The 18,864-nt window shown below is 51.1% G+C and carries 13 protein-coding genes and 1 pseudogene; 7 read left to right on the top strand and 7 right to left on the bottom strand.

What is annotated here, in order from left to right; genetic code table 11:
- Positions 1-115: 115 nt before the first annotated feature.
- The 4 genes from HDF15_RS03615 to HDF15_RS03600 all read right to left on the bottom strand — a co-directional run bounded on the left by HDF15_RS03615 (position 116) and on the right by HDF15_RS03600 (position 5,678).
- A complete protein-coding gene (locus HDF15_RS03615; RefSeq protein ID WP_184252903.1) occupies positions 116-1,354 on the bottom strand; it encodes an acyltransferase in 1,239 nt (412 codons plus the stop codon).
- Between the two features lie 78 nt (positions 1,355-1,432).
- Complete coding sequence (locus HDF15_RS03610; protein ID WP_184252902.1) at positions 1,433-2,938, bottom strand: hypothetical protein; 1,506 nt, start codon at positions 2,936-2,938, stop codon at positions 1,433-1,435.
- 163 nt (positions 2,939-3,101) lie between these two features.
- Complete coding sequence (locus HDF15_RS03605; protein ID WP_184252901.1) at positions 3,102-4,295, bottom strand: acyltransferase; 1,194 nt, start codon at positions 4,293-4,295, stop codon at positions 3,102-3,104.
- A gap of 159 nt (positions 4,296-4,454) precedes the next feature.
- A complete protein-coding gene (locus tag HDF15_RS03600; protein ID WP_184252900.1) occupies positions 4,455-5,678 on the bottom strand; it encodes an acyltransferase in 1,224 nt (407 codons plus the stop codon).
- A 203-nt stretch (positions 5,679-5,881) separates the two neighbouring features.
- On the opposite strand from HDF15_RS03600, the gene HDF15_RS03595 reads away from it, so the two are divergent.
- From HDF15_RS03595 to HDF15_RS03575, 4 genes and pseudogenes are all read left to right on the top strand, one after another.
- Complete coding sequence (locus HDF15_RS03595; RefSeq protein WP_184252899.1) at positions 5,882-7,015, top strand: acyltransferase; 1,134 nt, start codon at positions 5,882-5,884, stop codon at positions 7,013-7,015.
- 147 nt (positions 7,016-7,162) lie between these two features.
- A pseudogene (locus HDF15_RS03585) lies at positions 7,163-8,290 on the top strand (acyltransferase family protein).
- Positions 8,291-8,756: 466 nt separating this feature from the next.
- Positions 8,757-9,995, top strand: coding sequence for a glycosyltransferase (locus tag HDF15_RS03580; RefSeq protein WP_184252896.1), 1,239 nt, complete (start codon positions 8,757-8,759; stop codon positions 9,993-9,995).
- 548 nt (positions 9,996-10,543) lie between these two features.
- Positions 10,544-11,092 carry an outer membrane beta-barrel protein gene (locus tag HDF15_RS03575; RefSeq protein WP_184252895.1) on the top strand — a complete coding sequence of 183 codons (549 nt, stop codon included), beginning with the start codon at positions 10,544-10,546 and terminating at the stop codon, positions 11,090-11,092.
- A gap of 199 nt (positions 11,093-11,291) precedes the next feature.
- Here HDF15_RS03575 and HDF15_RS03570 read toward each other — a convergent pair whose 3' ends face one another.
- Positions 11,292-12,233, bottom strand: coding sequence for an anti-sigma factor (locus HDF15_RS03570; protein WP_184252894.1), 942 nt, complete (start codon positions 12,231-12,233; stop codon positions 11,292-11,294).
- On the bottom strand, positions 12,230-12,799 hold the full coding sequence (locus HDF15_RS03565; protein ID WP_184252893.1) for a sigma-70 family RNA polymerase sigma factor: 570 nt from the start codon (positions 12,797-12,799) through the stop codon (positions 12,230-12,232). The genes HDF15_RS03570 and HDF15_RS03565 overlap by 4 nt, the downstream gene beginning before the upstream one ends.
- Before the next feature lie 1,003 nt (positions 12,800-13,802).
- On the opposite strand from HDF15_RS03565, the gene HDF15_RS03560 reads away from it, so the two are divergent.
- The 3 genes from HDF15_RS03560 to HDF15_RS03550 all read left to right on the top strand — a co-directional run bounded on the left by HDF15_RS03560 (position 13,803) and on the right by HDF15_RS03550 (position 18,007).
- On the top strand, positions 13,803-15,071 hold the full coding sequence (locus HDF15_RS03560) for a condensation domain-containing protein (protein WP_184252892.1): 1,269 nt from the start codon (positions 13,803-13,805) through the stop codon (positions 15,069-15,071).
- A 169-nt stretch (positions 15,072-15,240) separates the two neighbouring features.
- Complete coding sequence (locus HDF15_RS03555; protein ID WP_184252891.1) at positions 15,241-16,131, top strand: NAD(P)-dependent oxidoreductase; 891 nt, start codon at positions 15,241-15,243, stop codon at positions 16,129-16,131.
- Between the two features lie 220 nt (positions 16,132-16,351).
- Positions 16,352-18,007, top strand: a complete 1,656-nt coding sequence (locus tag HDF15_RS03550) for a tetratricopeptide repeat protein (protein WP_311733023.1) — start codon at positions 16,352-16,354, stop codon at positions 18,005-18,007.
- Positions 18,008-18,028: 21 nt separating this feature from the next.
- Here HDF15_RS03550 and HDF15_RS03545 read toward each other — a convergent pair whose 3' ends face one another.
- Positions 18,029-18,814, bottom strand: a complete 786-nt coding sequence (locus HDF15_RS03545; protein WP_184252889.1) for an SGNH/GDSL hydrolase family protein — start codon at positions 18,812-18,814, stop codon at positions 18,029-18,031.
- Positions 18,815-18,864: the final 50 nt, after the last annotated feature.

The following is an 18,864-nucleotide window of genomic DNA, read 5'->3' as shown; positions in this document are numbered from 1 at the left end:
TAAACCGCTAGCGAGTCCTAGGGCATGTCAACAAACTGACTGCATAGCTCAATTTCGCTTCAAGAATGGTTTGATGGCACGCCCTATGCACAAGAGAGCTAAGGCGATTGCATCGCTATGATTTGTCTTTTCCAGGTAACACTTCTTGTCGCAGCAGGCTTGGAGCATGTGCCTTAGGAGCTGAAAAGATTCCCAGGTTGCGTTCTAGCCAGTGACGAAATACCTCTGTCTTGTATTCAGTGACCGCCGCAATGCCATAGGAATAAATCAGTGCCACCACAAGTAAGCCTAATGCTTCAGCAATGTGCCTGACATCTGGGAGCCACCGCTGGGTCCCTATCAGTAAAGAGGCTGCAAGCAATAAGAAAGGCAGGTGAGCCACATAGAGGGTGTAAGAGAAGCGGGACAGTCCACGTGACCCTCGGGTGAAGTATCCCGATTTATCTGCCTCATCTTTTGCTGAAAGCATAATCCAAAGAAACAGAGCACTGACGATAGCAAAAATGTAATCCTGAACTAAGAGTGACCAGATGGCTTTTCGAGAGAAAACGAAAATAAGCGGCATGTAGAGTGCTGCCGCCATCCAGCGAACAGCCAATCCCAGGCGTGGAGCTGGAACCATCGTCAACGCTACCCCAAAAAGCCATATTGGGAATAGTGGGAGGATGTGAATTCGCACAAACCAGGAAGAAGCGATGAAGCCGATAAGGCATGCGCATCTGGTCCTCCATGAAAACTCTCTACGAATGGCGATAAGGCCGAGAGGAAAAAGAAGGTAGTACCAGAATTCGTATGAAAGGCTCCAGAGAGATCCATCCGATCCGTAGGTCGGCACCCACATCGGTTGAAGAAAAAACAGGTTGCCAACGAAAATCTTGATCGTATGTAGCTGAGAGATATCGCCGGTCTCATAGTTCGGAATAATTCCGTGATATAGCAAGCTATGCGATCGAAGGCCGATTGAATCGAGTAGAAAACAAAGAAGAAGGCCGGGAAGTAAGACGATCCATAAGCGTACGATGCGATGGAGCAAATACGATCTCCATTGCCACTGTCTTTGTCGCAGTAAACGCATTACGCTTCCACCGACCAGATAGCCGCTGAGCACAAAAAAGATAACGACAGCCTGATGTCCCCCAGAGCTAAGCACATAGGGAATGACTAATAGTTTAGAGGCTCCGTGCTGAATGGCTTCTGGATAATCAACGAAGAGCATATTCCGTAGATGAACGGATAGCACAAGCAATGCTGCCAGACCCCGCACCAGATCAAGCAAGACGGAAGCCGTCGTATCAGTGAAGCGAACCTTCTCACCAGGTTTAGCCATAAAGAAATAGGTGCGATCTGTCCTCATACTAGTTCACAGATGAGCGACTATCAAGAATATGATTTGATTCGAGATGCCGTAGCCCGTTTGAGTGAGTTGCAAGCGTTAAACTCTGCTTGCAGTGACGTTCTTCAGTGCTTTTACATTACTGCTCTTGGACTGGAAACCAGCGGATTGCAAGAGTGACTGCTTACGGACAAGAGACCCAATGCAAAACCAAATAAAGGGAGCTGTCGAATATTGCCCCAAGGCTAACCACGCACCAATGAGCGCTGCGAAAAGTCCCATATAGGTAAGACTCATGCTGAGTGATCCTTCTCGGATATAGAAGAATGCAAGACGAAAGACCATATAGATGATGAAGAGGTAGAGAAAGCCTCCAAAGAAACCCATTGTGATAAAGGCATCGCTGATGTCTACCTCTGAAGATCCCATGGTTGCCCCGCCTGCCGCGAATTTCCCGGCGCCTAGAGTAATGGCACCAATTCCTGTTCCAATGGGATAGGTAAATCCTTTTACGATGCCTCCAACAAAGATCTGCCAATGGAGACCAGCCGTGGAATGTCCGGGATCGGCGAGTCCCTGGGTAACATGTGCCGTTGCGATTTGAGCAGTGCTTGCTGTATCGCTTTGAGCGGAGCGAGGCTCGTCGCCGCCGGCATGGGAGGCGGAATAGTACGTAAGGCCAAGGCCGACAACGAGAGCAAAGATGAACCTCGGTAACCAGTTCTTGCCACCCTTGCTGCGAACTGCCCATATCATTGCGCCTGCGAAGAGAAGCTTGACAATCAAGCCACGTGAAGAGGCCAGCAGGGATGCAGCTAATAGAATGGGCAGCAATAGAATGTATGCCCGTTTCCCTGCAAAGATTGCTGCCAAAACACAGACACTGGCAATCAGGAGTGTGCTCGCGAATTCAGAAGCGCCGGTGGAGAAGCCAAAGGAGCGCATGTGTCCGGCGTGATAGAGATACTGATTCCCAAGCTTCAGGGCCCAGTCTCTTTCCCAAGGGAAAAAGCCGACGTATGCCTGTGCGACACCCAGCAGACCGTCCAGAATTCCAATGGGGAGAAACACGCGATAAATCAGCGTATCCATCATTCGGTCGGTGGCATAGTTCCTGGCAATCCAAAACCATAAGATGGGAATTACATAGAACAACGCTCCGGACACCCCAACAATAATCGATCCTTGGCGTGGATTGAATATCTCCACGATCATGAGCGCCATCAGAGCCAGGACCGCCTTTGAGATCGTGTCAGCGACTTTCAATCGCATCAATAAGGGCACCGCGAGATATACGGCAAAGATCGGTCCTACCAATAGAAGGAGATCGAGTCCTTGATAGCTTGGTGCGATCATATCCAGGATGCGGCGGATATCGCCGAGGGTCAGCAGGAAGGTGAAGGTTGCAGCTATCCCCAAAGTCCTATTGAGCGTCCACGACATGAGCAGCGCCCCGAAAAACATGAAGGCGATCAGGATTCGCATCTGACCATGCGTAAATAAATAGAATGCAGGAATCAAAAAACAGATGCCAGTGACCCAGACGCCCAAGGCCGTAGGGCGGCCGAATGGCAGCTTCTCGATGCGTGCATTAACCTGATCCATGTAAGTTCGATTCCTGATTCTTCTATTTGTCGAGCCCAGCATAGATTGCCCTGAACTCCTGATACTGTCCGTATCTAAATTGTAGATGCAAGCTGGAATCTCCGAACGACAAACTTATCCCTTGTGCGCGCAGCAACGGCAATTCGAACGGCTACTAGAACGTTTAACTCATCCTCCGCTCACGTTCAAAGACCTTCGCGCGGATCAAATCTGTGTTTGACTCGAATAACCTCCATAAGCCATATACCAGAATCACGATCACCGTATCGCTGGCAAGATACAGCGCCACATTCTTGGGGGTATATGCCCACCCATGCCATGGTGAGTTCAAGAGGCCACAAAGGAAAACCGCCATGGGTAGATGGAAGAGATATAAGGTGTAGGAGATACGTGAAAAGAACCCTGCGATGGTCTTGTAGAGGCCCTCTTTGGCTGGCGAGGTTTGCTGGACAACGCACCAAAGCAAAAGGCTTGTGAGCAAGCCAACGATATACTCGGCTTGAATTGCTCGAACGGGGAGCAGACGCACCCCAAACATGCCCGCCAATAGCAAGGCACCAGAGGCCCAGGAGAGCCCCTTTGCCTGCTTCAACGAAAGCTTCCTCGGCAGCACACTGGCCAACGCTCCAAAAACCCAGATTGGAAACAAGATTGCAATAGGCCAGCCAACGAATATGAAAATTGCACAGGCTCCCATCCCCCATGTCAGCCGTTGTAGCCAGTGTCTCTTCGTAGCCAATGCCAGAGCTGCAAGTGGAAACGCGAGGTAGTACCAAAACTCGTTTACAAGGCTCCAGATCGAAGCGTTTGTTCCAGGGAAGGGAACGAGAATCCCTTCAAGGAAGAGTGCATTTCCTATCAAAACAGTGGGGTGAAACCGCTCAAAAAGCTTGAATGCAACCCCAAGATCCATGCCCGCTGGTTGCGTATAGACACTACCTGGGCCGAATAGATGGATGCCTACATAATCCAGTGTTACGCCAATCAGGATCGCCGGAATCAGAACGACCCATAAGCGTGTTATCCGCTTTGTAAGGTACACACGCCAGGACCACCGTGCAGTTCGCAACAAGCGAATCACGCTTCCGCCAACAAGATAACCACTGAGTACAAAAAAGATCACCACGGCTTCGCTGGCAAATTTGATTTCACCAAAACCTTCTGGGACGATCGATTGTTGAGTCGAGGGTCTCTGCACAGCCAAAGCATGCGTCGGTTGTGCCGGCTTCAGTAAAGAGGAAAAATATAAAGCTCTCGTATGATTTGCGAAGACGATGAGTGCTGCAGCACCCCGAAGGGCATCCAGATGAATGGAACCCTCGGAAGCTTGCCTAATTGAATCTTTTGGGATCGACACGATCAGGTGTGCTCCAAACAAGGAATGCGGATCCTCGCCTAAAAAGATAGGGGACTTCCAGGGAGATAGCGACCGAGAACCCAAAATCAAAGGCTTGCATCTGTCTCCTATTGTATCTTTGCGGAAGACATCAGCGCGTAACCTCCTATGAGGTTACTTTTACCCCTCTTGTACAGCGCCCCGATCCGATCCTCTTGGCTCTCGAATTGGCCACCATGTGGCTTCGAGTTTTGCCCGCAGATGCAAAGAGGGTTTTTCCACAAGCCAGAACGAGCACTCCGCAATGGCGAATGCATAAAGATAGCCATATGGCAGGAAAGAAAATTGATGCGACATAAAGAGCTGCTGCCATAGGTAGAGGCTGTATGACAGTACACCCACATGACGAATTGCACGATTGTTGAATAGCCTCAGAATCAAGGGGTTTCCCGTGCTTGTGAGATACATCAGGATTCCGCCGATACAGAATGCTGTAACCGTTGGGCTGATGCCAAGGGCAAAGATCCCACTTGATCTTTTCGGAAGAGCAGCCGTTACAACTGGGTTGATGTAGAAGGCGATGATTGCCATCGCGCTTACCGTCCAACCATTTATGTAGCGCTGCTGCCACGCCTTCCATTTGCCTTGATGTTTCACAAGCGCAAGCAGACAACCGACCATCATTGTATCGATCCACCCGTGAACCATATAGAACTCATGGCCGCGCAGGTTTGGCAAAATGAAATAGAACAAAACGCGAATAAACGGCATTGCTACTATGAATAGCGCGCTAGCCGCGATCAGTTTGCTCCTGCGATGCAGGAATACGAACAGCAGCGGCCATATGAGGTAAAACTGTTCCTCAATGCTTAACGACCACGTATGAGTAATGAAGTAACCATGAGCTCCAGGATAATAGGCCCAGGTATAGGTCAATGATGCAATAAAACTGCGCGGGTCTTCCGGAATGACATGGATTGCCCATAGAATTCCCATAATCCCCAGAAAGAAATAAAACGGCGGGAAAATTCTCAAGGTGCGGCGAAAGTAAAAATGTTTCAGGGAAACGGTTCTGGTTTTGTCAAACTCGCGCAGAAGCAGAGTCGTTATGAGGTATCCGCTGATGACAAAAAAAACCGCTACACCGTGGTAGCCATTTCCAATGACCGAATGAAAGATGGAGTTTTGCGTGATCCAGCTTGGAAGGTACCAACTGGAGTGGGCAAAGATAACCAGCAAAATTGAAAACGCTCTTAATCCATCAAGAGAGGGGATGTTTCGACTAGGCTGCAAGCCCTGCGGAAGCGTTCGCAGGGGGGTAGCAACGACCGAGGTCGGTCTATTTGTCTCCGCATTCAAAATTGGTTTGGTTCTTCTTTCCGGGACCTGCAAAGATTGCGGCATATCGGTGCTTGTCTACGCTCACCGCAGGCAGCAATCTTATGCTATCATGTGCACATTCATCAGACCAAGCTGATGTCTTCCCGATTAAAATTGGGAAGATTTCCGGGCCCTGCAAAAGCTGGAGGGCGACGCGTTGCTATGTCGCCTGAGGCACACAAAGCTTAAGTGCATGCCCTTCTATGACATCGAAAAATGATACGCGTATGGATAAGATCCGTGCCGGCCGGAACGAGGTGAAGATATTCAAATCGTTGCAGGTCGGTCGCGGCTTAGCAGCCCTTATGGTGGTCTTCTATCACTGTGAAGGCCTGTTTTCTCTTGCTAAGTATTGGCATTTAACCCGGTATTACTTTCATTTTGGCTCCAGTGGCGTGGATTTTTTCTTCGTTTTAAGTGGAATCGTCATTCTTCACGCACATCGGTCCGACATCGGCAAGCCTTCTCGGTTGCGTACTTATTTGTGGAAGCGATTTCGGAGAATCTACCCGATTTACTGGATTATTTTGCTGATGCTTCTTCCTTTGTATTTTGCGCTTCCTGGGATGGGAAATGGCTTCGAGCGGAAGGCATCTGCCATTTTTAACTCATTTCTGCTGATACCCATCACCGGGGCTGAAACGATTATTCCGGTTGCCTGGACTCTTTATCACGAGATCATGTTTTATGCAGTCTTCAGCTTTTTGTTAATTAAACGGTTCCTGGGCATCGTCCTTTTGATGCTCTGGATGTTGGCTTCGGTTGCGGCCTTGCTGCTTTCGCCAAGCAATCAACTTCTACTTGTATATATCTCGCCACTGCACCTTCTTTTCGGCATTGGATTGCTTGTCGCTTTGACCGTTGGACACGTTTCCCGTCGGGGCCTGACGTTTGCAATCGTTGGTGCTTTTGGGTTTGTTATTTGTTGCATGTATAACGATTTCAACCGAGCGCCTAACTCTTACTTACCTCTTTTCTTTGGAACTTTTACCGCGATTGGCATGCTGGGCTTGATGCTCCTTGAGCGGTCCCATAAACTTCGATTTCCTAAGTTTTTGTTGCTCCTGGGAGAGGCGTCATATTCGCTATATCTTGTGCATTACGCAGTTCTGTCCGCAACTGCAAAGATGATCTATCCGCTCTGGGCGCGTCATCCTGTCCCGATGGCTATTCCATTCACTGCCATGATCCTTTTAGCCCTTTTCGCTGGTATCGGTGTCCATCTGTTCGTTGAGCAGCCACTGCTTCGTCGTCTTCCCAGGAATATCCGAGAGCGCTTCATCACCGAGAGCGTGAGCACCCAGGAGGTACAACCTGCTCAGCCCGTGAATAACCTTGCCGCGGGATCCGTGAATGGCTAGGGAGAACAATGTTAGAATTTAGGAGGTCAGGACGTAGGGAGTTGAAGCACCCTATCTAAGAGCTGCAGGTATTATGTGGCTTTGAAATCTGCGGGACTGAGGCGATAGAGCCCTTTATAACTCTGATCAAACTCGAGGAACGCAGGAGTGGCGTGCGAAGTGGCTACCAACCAGAAGAAGCACTTCTATAGCCTGGATTCTCTCAGAGGATTGGCTGCCCTTGCCGTTGTTCTTCATCATTGGCATATCTTCTGGATACTCACGCCTCATTCCAGGTATATTGCTTTCCTGCTCCAACTCTTGCCATTTAGGCTTCTCATTGCGGGCCACTCTTCCGTCATGATGTTCTTCGTTCTGAGCGGCTTCGTGCTTTCGTTGCCTCAGGTCGCTGGAAAGCGTGTGGTCTATAGCGGCTATCTCATCAAGAGAGTGTGCCGTATCTAGCTGCCATATCTTGTTGCTCTGGGAGTGGCTCTTCTGGGTTGCTGGAAGTGGCATGGACTGCACGAATATGGTGCCTGGGTAGACAATGCCTGGACGGAGCCTCCGCAATGGAAGTATGTTGCGCAGCACCTCTTGTTTCTGGGGAATTACAATCCAGGTCGCTACAACGTATCCTTTTGGACCCTGGTGCAGGAGATGCGTATCTCCTTGATCTTTCCACTGGTCTGCGCTCTGATTTTGCGCTTTCGGGCCAGAATCGGGGGCTTGATTGCTCTTACATGTTTCTTGCTCAATCTGGGTTTGAACAAATTTGCACCGAACGCGTATAGCTTTTCGCAGACCGTGGGATATACGGGGATGTTTATCTTCGGCATTCTGCTTGCAAGATACTGGCCTTACCTCGAAGGCCGCTTGAATAAGCTAAAGCGAACCACCTACTGGTCTGTCTTTTTGTTTTGCGTATTTCTCTATGCATACACCCCATCTTTATTGAATTACCTGGGATGGGAGGCTGCCGCCTGGGATAGTCTTACCGCGATTGGAGCCTCAGGAATCATCCTCTTTGCGCTCATCAACAAGCGAATTGACTCCTGGCTGCTTCAGCCTCCGATCCTGTTTTTGGGAAAGATTTCGTACAGCGTATACCTGATTCACGCCCCCATTCTGTTTGCCTTCGGATACATCTTCTACAACAAGGCGACACCGGTGGTTTGGTTGATTCCGTATCTCGTTGTGACGATCGTTCTAGCCGCTATCATGTATCGCACGGTTGAGGCCACTTCAATCCGGCTTGGTCAAGTCTTGGCCTCGAAGGCCAATCGAGTTGCGTGAACTCCTGCTTGCCGGGCTGCCGTATCGCCGCGCAATGCAGCGGTGATCCAGACTCGAGAGCGATTGTGTTGCATCGCCTAAGCTTTTACGGGCATGCTCCAACCATCCCGCCGTGGCAGGGTTCCAGGAGAAGGCTGCAATATTGAGGCATATGAACATCGGCTGAACCGACAGGGAATTGTTCCGAATGCCGGGCTTCCACAGGGCAAAGCCTTCCCAAATTCGGCAGAAGGCATCTCATGCCCAGGTATTTTTTTGTTCCGCCGGTAAACGGCAGACAGCAAAACCGCATCATAATGTTAGCTTCTTATACGCAGAGCCATTTTTCGCTGCATAGAGCCAAATTGAAGTGCTGTATAGGGTTAGGCGCATCATAGTATATGATGGGCATAGTATATGATGGGCTAAGAATTTTAGAGATGCAAGCTTGATTTACTTTGAAAAAGCGACAGGGGGCCTCAGAGATATGCGCGTTGCAATCGTTCATCCTTGGTTTTTGGCCTTGGGCGGTGCCGAGCAGTCTGTGGGGATCGTGGCCGAGCTCTATCCGGATGCGGATATCTTCACGCTCTTTTGCGAGAAGAGCGGGTTGCCGCCACAGCTCGCCAACCGAAAAGTCATCTCTTCAAAATGGAACAACCTCCCAGGGAAGTACCATTTTTACAGGCACTTGCTTCCGATTTACCCCATGCTGTTTGAGGCAATCGATCTGCGGGGGTACGACCTGGTCCTCTCAAGCGATTCCTGCGTAATCAAGGGTGTGCTGCTGGATGACGAAACGACGCATGTGTGCTTCTGCCACAGCCCGATGCGCTGCTTGTACGACCAATATCGTGAATATCTTGAAGCGTTGCCCTGGCTGGCCAGGCCGATCTTCAAGCTTGTGACACGTCACCTGCGGATGTGGGATTACATTGCCGCTCAACGGGTCACTGGTTTTGCTACCAATTCGCAATACATCTCTCAACGTGTTCGCACCCACTATGGGCTAGAGAGTGAAGTGGTCTATGCTCCCGTAGAAGCGAACAGTGGATATATCGATGCTCAGACTGAAGACTACTACCTGTCTGTGGGAAGGCTGGTAGCCTCCAAGCGTGTAGATCTACTGATTCATGCATGCAATCGGCTTGGACGACGGTTGATCATCGTGGGCCGTGGGCGCGAACTCCGGAATCTCAAGAGAATTGCAGGGCCGACAATAGAATTTGCCGACCGGGTGCCGACCGCCCAACTGGCATCTTTGTATGCCCGTTGTAAAGCTCTGTTGTTTGCTGCAAAGGAGGACTTTGGAATCGTCCCGTTGGAGTGCCAGTCCTATGGCCGGCCGGTCATTGCCTATGGGCGAGGCGGCGTGCTCGAGACGGTAATTCCTCATGTCACGGGATTGCACTTTGAAGAGCAAACGACCGAATCTCTGGTGGGCGCTATTTTGTGCTTCGAGAGCGAGCAGGAACGGTATGATCCGGTCCGGATACAGTCGAATGCACGTTCCTTCGATGCGTCAAAATTCAAGCAGCGGTTCTCGACCTTTGTGGATCTATGCATTGAAGCCAAGCGGCGTGGGCTCCCATGGACAGCGATTTCACGTAGCGGTCATGAGCTCACAGATGTTTCTGTAAACAGGAGGCAGGTCAGTCTGCCTCGTGGTGCCGCCGCAAAAAAATGGGATAGCGCGATCCCTATGGATCAGCTTTGGGTGGAGTGACAGAGCTGAGAGGTCGAAAACGGCAGACGATTTCTGGAGTCTCAATTCTGGCAGATATCGCAATCGGTGCAAACGCGATTCGGTTGCACTGTTGATCGGGTGTTCCAAAGACTATTTTCGGCGTCTTCAAATCCCTGCCAGCGACGCCCCCAAAGCCTTTGAACCCTTTTGACACGAATTCGACAGGTGTCGAAATGTTCTTGCCCAAGCCCCTTACAAAGGGGAAGACTTTTGGAGGGTGCAAGCTTTTTGTCATGTTTGGTGCCTTTGGTATAAATCCCGATTCATCGATACATCCGAAGGCAACGTTTGGCCGTCTTAAGAACCAGGAAGCATCTGTGCTAAATAGGGTATTGATCCTGATTATGAAGACGCAGGGTCCATTCCAACGTGGAATGCGCAAGATGGGATTGTTTACCCGGAATGTAGATGCATCCGAAATAGAGGCTATTTCAACAGGGTCTCTATAAGAAACACGCAAAGAGCGCCACGTAGTAGCCCGAGAATGCGCGAAGGCTATGATAGGAAAGATTTACAAAAGGAATCTGATGCAAATACAACGATATCTAGCTTTATTGGTAGTTCTCATCGCTTTTCCCTGCGGGCTTTTCGCGCAAGCAACGCCGGCTGCATCACGACCGTTGGATCTTCAGATCGGTGTTGGCATAAGCGCTGCCCAACCTGACTATTCCTCTCCGCATATCAAAGGGATCACAATCTATGGAACGTTAGATTTCAGGCGTTTTCGCCACTTGGGAATCGATGGCGAGATTCATGATCTAAAGATCGTTACTCCTAGCGACATAGGACAAAGCAGCTATCTTCTGGGGCCGCGCTATGAGTGGAGGATAGGACGTTTCCGCCCGTATGCCAAAGCGTTGTTCGGGATTGGCAACTTCGAGTTTCAAAAAGGCTACTACCCAGTTGATAGTTCGGGGAACTACTTCATCTATGCGTTTGGTGGCGGTGTAGATTTAAGAGCTACCAGACGGCTCAATGTCCGGTTGTTTGACATTGAGCAGCAAGAGTGGCCATCTTTTGAGAATCACGGTCTTAGTCCCTTAGTCGGTACTATTGGCGCGGCCTACCACTTTTAAATCGGTGCTGGTGCACCTCTTCTGATAACTGGTTGGCCCCGGGGCTTGAATCTGAAATAGATTTCAATCCTTGGGGCCTGAATATCCATGTCTGTAGTTGGCATGAGGCAGAGAGTAATATTCTCGCCTTTGCTTTGGACGGAATGGTTTTAGATCTAGAGTGAGTAGAAATGCAGTGACTGAATTGTGAATCACAGTTTTATCGGCCAGCAGAGACGCCCACAGAATTCGGGATCATTTCCTGAAGAGGGTTTTTCTCTGAGGCCTGCAGTACATGTTCTACGACATCCTGAGGTTTCTTGTTTTTGGCAACGCCCGTGGCTGAACTCCTATGGCAGGTCGAGCAGGACCCACTGCTCCCCATCGCAACCGAGGAGACGAGCGCGTAGGTAAGTCCTTTGTTATCCCACGTAGCAATGTGGAGTTCATTCATGTCTCTGGCGTGAAATCTCAAACCGCTTGACTGGGTAATCTTTCCGCCCATGGCCTTTGCTAATTTATCCGAGGAAACCAGCAGGCTGATGCGGTTGTTTGGCATCTGGAATACCACAAGAGCTGCTCGCTGGCCGCCAAAGTCCACCAAGCGTCCTCCCATAAGCTTGTACTTTGCATGATCATCAGACGCGATACCTGCATTAGGCATTCGGAAGGGAAACGAGACTCGCTGGGCGAACCAAGAGGATACCTCCTGCGGGGAACTGGAGCTTATATCAAGTGATGTATCGATTCCAAACTTGCGATGATTGGCAACGGCGGAACGGATGAAATCATTGGCGAGCGATTCCCGGCGGAAGTGTGAGATCGACAGTCCTCCCCCTGCGACGATACAAAGCATCGCGGCCATGGAAAGTGGTCTCCAGTAAAGGCTGACAGCAGCTTGTATTTGCGCGAGCGCTGTCAAGCCGGCTTTATTGTGGGCTCTGTCCATCTGGTTCAGGACTCGCGCACGCAGAGCAGCAGGTGCCTGAACTTGTGGACGCGCCCGTTGTACCGTTTCGGAGAATGCCTCTGCCTCTACCAGGGTTTTCTGACAATCGCCACAATCCTTAAAATGAGTGAGGAATTCCTCGCGGTTCCCCTCTGGTAGCTCTTCGTCAATGAAGAGCTGAATCATCGTGTCGTAATCTTCGTGACTTTTCATGAGCGTGAGTCCTTTCCTGAGCTTGCCGTCTGGCTCCACGTTGGAGTTAGCAAGGCGCGTAGTTTCGCGCGCGCTCTTCCCAGGCGTGACATGACTGTGCCTGTTGGGCAACTAAGGACAATGGCAATCTGCTGATATGACAGCTCTTCAAACTCTCGCAAATGGATAACTTCTTGAAACTCCGGAGAAAGTTGACGTATAGCGAAACGAACCTGTTCCACATCTTCCTTGGCAACGAGAATCTCATCTGAACTGGGTGTATTGCCGGACAGATAATCGGCACCGCCTTCCTGGCCATCGATCTCGACGAGGTGCGGCTCTGATTTGCGCTTTCGTAACTGGTTCAACCATAAATTTCGAAGAATGGTAAAAAACCAACCTTTAACGTTGCTGTCTTCACGGAGCCGGTCCTTCGCATCCAACGCGCGGACATAGGTTTCCTGTACCAAATCTTCTGCGTCACTGCGATTCCGCGTGAGCATGAGGGCATAACCATACAGGGCGTCTATATATTCTAAGCCGAAGGCCTCCGTCTTACTGCTTAGGCCGACTTTCTGGAACATCATTCTTGCATTGTCTACGGAATGCGCGTTTTATACTAGGGCCCAACATCGCTCAGAGCAGGTCTCTTCAGGGGGTCTAAGCTATGACTCTTCAGAGTACATAAAATATACCCCTTCTGGGGGTCTGAAGTCTCCCCCCTCCAGAAGCACTTCAGCTTGCATCTCCGATCCTTTATTTGGAACTCGCATCGATCGAAGCTTTGATCCCCCAGTGATTGCTGTTCTCGCAGCGGCGAGGATGATGACTATTGGGTGAGAGGGTAAAGCGCAAGCCTGGCAAGGCTAACGGTGGTTGACAAGAGAACGGCAAGAGAGAACCGAGGCAGGAGGGAGGGCCCTCTGCGGACGGAACTTGACGATAGGGTTCGTAGTAAATGTGAAACATCGAAAGTCAGCCATTGAGCGTTGAGCCGCGACGTATTGGAACTGTTTAAAATCACGTCTGCCATTTCTGGACCGATATGGGGAATCATGTTCTTCCTTTAGGCGGCCGTACATACCGCTGCTTGCTAATGGAGAAACACTCGATTGCATGCTTTATTCCCAAATAGGATCCAAATCATGCAAATAAAGCATTTTGTACCGGAATGCGCCGGTGCAACCCAAATCTGAACTCACCCTGTGAACGAAAACCAGGCCAGCACAATTGTGCTGGCCTGGTTTTCGTTCGTGGCGCCTGCTTGGCAGAGACACGGAAACGGCTACACCACCGCCAACACTGAGTGGGCGATTATCGGTATGACTGGGTGGCGAAAGATCGATGCCGGGAATAGACGCCTGACGACCGTGTTATTCCATCCGCGCAGATGTATCGCAAGAAGCAGCGTTTACTGCTTGCGATGCAACGATGGGTTAACCAATCGAAAGACCCCTACCCGCTGAGAAGAATACGATAGATCGCTACGGATAGTTTTCTGTGTCAGTAGAACTCTGTCCTTATCTTTCATGAATTGCATTTATTCGTTCTTATTCACTTTGGGTATTACAGGAAATGAAGGAGTGTCTTTTGTCTACTGCTGCTATTTATGCCTCAGATGTTGAACAGGATCAATCTGTAAGTGCAACAAAGCTTCGCGATCTTGATGGGTTTGAAGAATATATTTGGCTCATGGAGCACAATACAAATCTATCTCACTCTATTGTTTTCGAAGTGCATGGTGCAACGACGACGAAGCAGTGGAGGGGTGCACTGTCTGCCGTACAGACTCGTCATCCTCTGCTGTCTGCATCGATCAGGAAGATTCCAGGTCAGCGTCCTTTTTTCGAAAAAGTACATGGTTCCTCCATCCCTTTGCGGATTGTTCCTTTAACCGATTGGCTGGTATTAGAGGAAGAGATGGAAAGCGAATTGGCGCAATCGTTCGGGAATGGCAGCGGTCCGCTCACACGGGCAACACTTTTTCATGCTCAAGATCGCTCTGTCATTTTATTTGCGACGCACCATAGCAGCCTCGATGGCAAATCGCATCTGCTGTTGGTCCAGGATTTGATGGCCGCGATGGCAGGAGAAGCGTTGGACGAACCTCTCGAATTGCAGCCTGGCATGGGACAACTTCTTGGGTTACCTGCTCCCGCTCCGTATGTAAAGAAGCTGGCAGGAAGGTCGGTTGCTTCGGAAGATGGAACGCGCGTGGAGCTGCCGAAAATTCGTGTACAACACCGGCAGCTTGGAGAAAAAGAGACAGTCGCGTTGCTGCGGCGCGCCAAGGAAGAAAACACTACGGTGCATGCCGCACTGGTTACAGCTCTGGCGCTGGCTGGCAAGCGCTACTCGAAAGCATGGGAGCTTGGGCCGATTCGTTGCATGTCTCCAATCGATATGAGGAGGACATTAATGATTCCAGACGCAGCAGGCTTATTGATTTCCGCTCATAGTGGTCGTGTGCCTCTTTCAGAGGGAGCATCGTTCTGGGATATCGCAAGGGCCGTGAAAGAAGATATGCTGCCCGCTCAGAGTCTCGACGGAGCTCGATACCTTCTCGGTTCGTTTTCTTCTATGGTTGCAGAAGAGCATGGCGCGCTTGACCTGTACCGGTTTGTCCGCACGGCGCCATCACGGTACGAACTCATGGTTACCAACTATGCCAGCTATAAGGTTCGCACGGAATACGGCAATCTTAAAATCGAGAACCTCTTTACCGGTAGCGCTGCCGTTTCGGATATTCAAAAGGTATCCGTGATTACCACGAATGGAAAACTGGGAATGACCTTGGTCGCTCGAGACTTATTTCCCACTTTGTTGGAAGATGCGCGCGAGATTCTGGTCCATGCCTAAAGGCGTTGTCTGTGGTGATATTTTGTAAATTGTGGGGTTTTCAAATTAGATCTCAGGCCACGGCAGTTGTTTGTTCCGAGATTTTGGTCAAAAATCTACATTTGCCTCAATAAAGTGCCGTTGGGCGTCAGCGGCTTAGATGAAATGTACGTGAAGAGTTGGAGATTGTATGCGGGTTGCGTTTTTAGGGCTTGGAAAGATGGGGAGCGCTCTGGTTCCTCATCTGTTGAATGCGGGTTGTGAAGTAACGGTGTGGAATAGAAGTTCATCAGCGGCAAAAGAGTTGGCATCGAAGGGCGCAACGATGGCATCGAGCGCTGCGGAGGCTGTGAGTAGTTGTGAAGTAGTGTTTTCTCTTTTGCTGAACGATGCTGCGACGGAAGCCGTTCTGTTTGATGGTGGGGTGCTGGATGCCATGCCGAAGAATGCGGTTCATGTATCAGTAGGCACGATTAGCGTTGCACTGGCGAAGCGGCTTACGTTAGAACATGCAAAACGTGGTCACAGGTACGTCGGTGCTCCGGTGTTTGGGCGTCCAAATGTGGCGGCCGAAGGCAAGCTGTGGACTGTCGTGGGCGGAGCTAAAGAGGCGGTGCAGAGTGTGCGTTCGCTATTGGAGAGCTATACGCGGGGCATGACGGTTGTTTCCGAGGAGCCGTGGAGCGCTCATGCCATGAAGCTGGCAGGTAACTTTTCCGTTGCGGCGATGGTTGCCACATTGTCCGAGGCGATGATGGTTGCAGAATCCATGGGAGTTTCTCCCGAGCTATTTGTAGAGATGGCAAACAGTGCGGCGTTCCGTTCGCCTCTTTATGAGGTGTATGGGAAAACACTCACAAACCCACCGAAGGAGGTTGGAGCTTCGATGGAACTGGGCGAGAAAGACATCCGCTTGTTTCGTGAAGCTGCTGCGGCGAATGGTGTGAAGACACCTTTGGCTGAACTGATGGGAAAGAACTTCGATGCAGCCATCGAAGCAGGAATGAAAGACCATGATTGGGCAACTGGATACTATGAGCTGGTACGGAAAAGACAAGTAGAAGTACCCGTCGTCCTGTAGCATCGCCATGTTATTTCAGGCAAGCTTTGATGGATCACGTGAATCTACGGATGATCTATGCGCTTGAGCCGAACCTATAGATTGCACAACCTATAGGTTCGGATTAGGCAGTCTTTTGAAGAAGAACAGACAAACCGCTTTTATTAAAGAAACACAGAGGTACCTCTTGACTATATATGCTCAGTCCCCATTGTTTTCTTCGGCCATCAATTTGGGTGGAGTGAAGAAACTTTTCGCGATGTGCTTTGTTCCTGTTCTGCTGGTCTCTTCCGCATCTCTCTCGGCGCAACAGCATCATCACCATGGAGCGGAGGGTGGGGATACGATGTCGGTTGAGAAGTTCGGCGCCGTTCACATGCCTATCTCCTGTGCTGCGTCTGTGCAGTTGCCTTTTGAGCGTGGCGTCGCTCTCCTCCATTCTTTTTGGTACGAGGAAGCGGAGAAGCAGTTTCAATCAGTGGCTGTAGCCGATCCGGATTGCGCCATGGCTGAATGGGGATTGGCCATGACCGAGTGGCGTCCCTTCTGGGATGGCATGCCTGACGATCGTCGCAAGGCTGGTGTGGCGGAGATCGATAAGGCTACCGCGCTCAATGCTAAGACAGATCGTGAACGCCGTTATATCGCGGCTCTGAGCGGCTATCTCCACGCCGATCCTTCGCAAAATGAAAAAGCTCTGCAGGGTTACGATGCGGCAATGGGTGCGTTGCACACAGCTTATCCGGAGGATATCGAGGCCACAGCCTTCTATGGCCTTGGATTGGCCGCCAGCATCGGCACACAGGATCCAGTGGGCGATGCCCGTAAAGCCCTGGCTGTGTTGGAACCTGCCTTCGAGGCACATCCTGATCACCCTGGGCTGGCCCATTACATCATTCACACCTGCGACAGCCCGCAGTTAGCCCCCGAAGCGCTTGCCGCGGCGGAAAAATATGCGTCGATCGCACCCTCTTCCGCGCATGCCCTGCATATGCCAGGCCACATCTTCGCGCGCCTGGGCATGTGGCAGCAGGACATCGATTCGAATGAGGCCTCGGTTCACGCCTCGGAGTATGCCGAGAAAAATCACCTGGGAGGCGTAGGGCATCAGATGCATGCCTATGAGTTTCTGCTCTATGCCTATCTCCAGGAGGCTGACGATGCGAATGCCAAGCGGGTACTCGATTACACCGAACCCATGCTCGCGCATCTACGCTCGCTGCCCGGCATCGAGAACGATGGCATGGCCCTTTTCATGACCTACTTCGAGGTAGAACTGCCTGGCATCTATGGTCTTGAGATGCACGACTGGAAGGCTGTTCTGGCTATTTCGGAGCCTGCTCATCCCCTGGTCTCTGCGCAGTATTACCGGGCCTGGGAGCAGACTATTGCTGCCGGACATCTTCGTGATGCCGTGGCTGCAGACAAGGCAGCAGCAGAGGCTGATGCTGTTTATGGCAAACTTGCCAGCGATGGCAGTCCGATCTCCGATGAGAGACAGGTAGCCCAGGACACGATCAAGGCTTGGCAAAGCTTCGCGCATAAGAAGGACGCAGAGGCTCTTCAATTTATCGCTGCTGCTGCGGACAGGCAGGACCGAGTAGGCCAGGCTGAGGTCGATATCCCGGCACGCGAGATGTATGCCGACATGCTTCTGACAGACAATCGTCCGGCAGAGGCCCTGGTGCAATACCGTACAGCGCTAAAACTGAGTCCCAATCGTTTGAACGCGCTCTATCACGCAGGCCGCGCTGCGGAAGCAGCAGGGAAGCACGAAGAGGCAGAGACCTATTACAAACAGCTCTTGAAGGTTACAAACAATGGCGCGCACTCTCAGCGGCCGGAGATTGCTTATGCTCGCCACTTCGTTCAAGGCGGGAAAGCCAGCGGGTTGTAGTTCCATCTTTGAGTCTGACCGTTATGGCTGCGGCTCAGCAAGCGCGCGTTCAATCGCTTGCTGGGCCAAAGGCTCCATGATGGCGTAGCCGACATCGTTAGGGTGTACGGCTTTGTCGATGGCGAGAGCGGGACGGATGCCGCCATGGTCGTCTACCATCGCTGAATAGTAGTCGACGTACACCAGATGCTCGGTCTGCGCATATCCCTTGATCCATAAGTTCAGCTGGCGGACAGTCTCCGCCGGATGGACGCTCGGTCGCCAGGGGATCAAGGACGCGGGAAGTGGCGATGTGATAACGATTCGGATGTGAGCGGCCTTCGCCAGCTGAACCATGGAGCGGTAGTTATCCTCGATAGCTTCCAGGGACTCCGGTCCGGTATTGCCTGCAATATCATTGATGCCGCCCGCAAGGACAACTACGGTGGGCTTCAGATGTAGTACATCCTGCTGAAAGCGCACTAGCATTTGAGGCGTGGTCTGTCCGCTGATGCCGCGATTCACATAGGGCTTGCCGGGAAAAAACTTGCCATAGGTTTTACCCCAGAACTCTGTGATGGAATCCCCTATAAAGACCACACGTTTCTCTCCGGGGGCCGGGTCTCCGAGCTTGATATTTTCGTCGCGATAGTGTGCGAGTGCCGGCCAGTCTGCAAGCTTCCTCTGCATGCCCTCGATCTGTTGAGGGGTAAGCGATGTTGCGGGTGCTGCCTGCGCAACGATGGGAGCGGCCGCCGTGGCTGGAGTGGCCTGCTGACCCAGCAGGGAGGTGCTAAACAGGAACAGCGAAATGTAAGCGAATTTCATGGAATGCCCTTTGTGGGTCTGCAGCGAGCAGATTTGTTAAGCATGACGAA

The sequence above is a fragment of the Granulicella mallensis genome (assembly GCF_014203225.1).
Classification (GTDB): Bacteria; Acidobacteriota; Terriglobia; order Terriglobales; family Acidobacteriaceae; genus Granulicella; species Granulicella mallensis_A.
The sequence above is the reverse complement of the archived record's forward strand: the minus strand, read 5'-3'. Positions and strand labels throughout refer to the sequence as shown.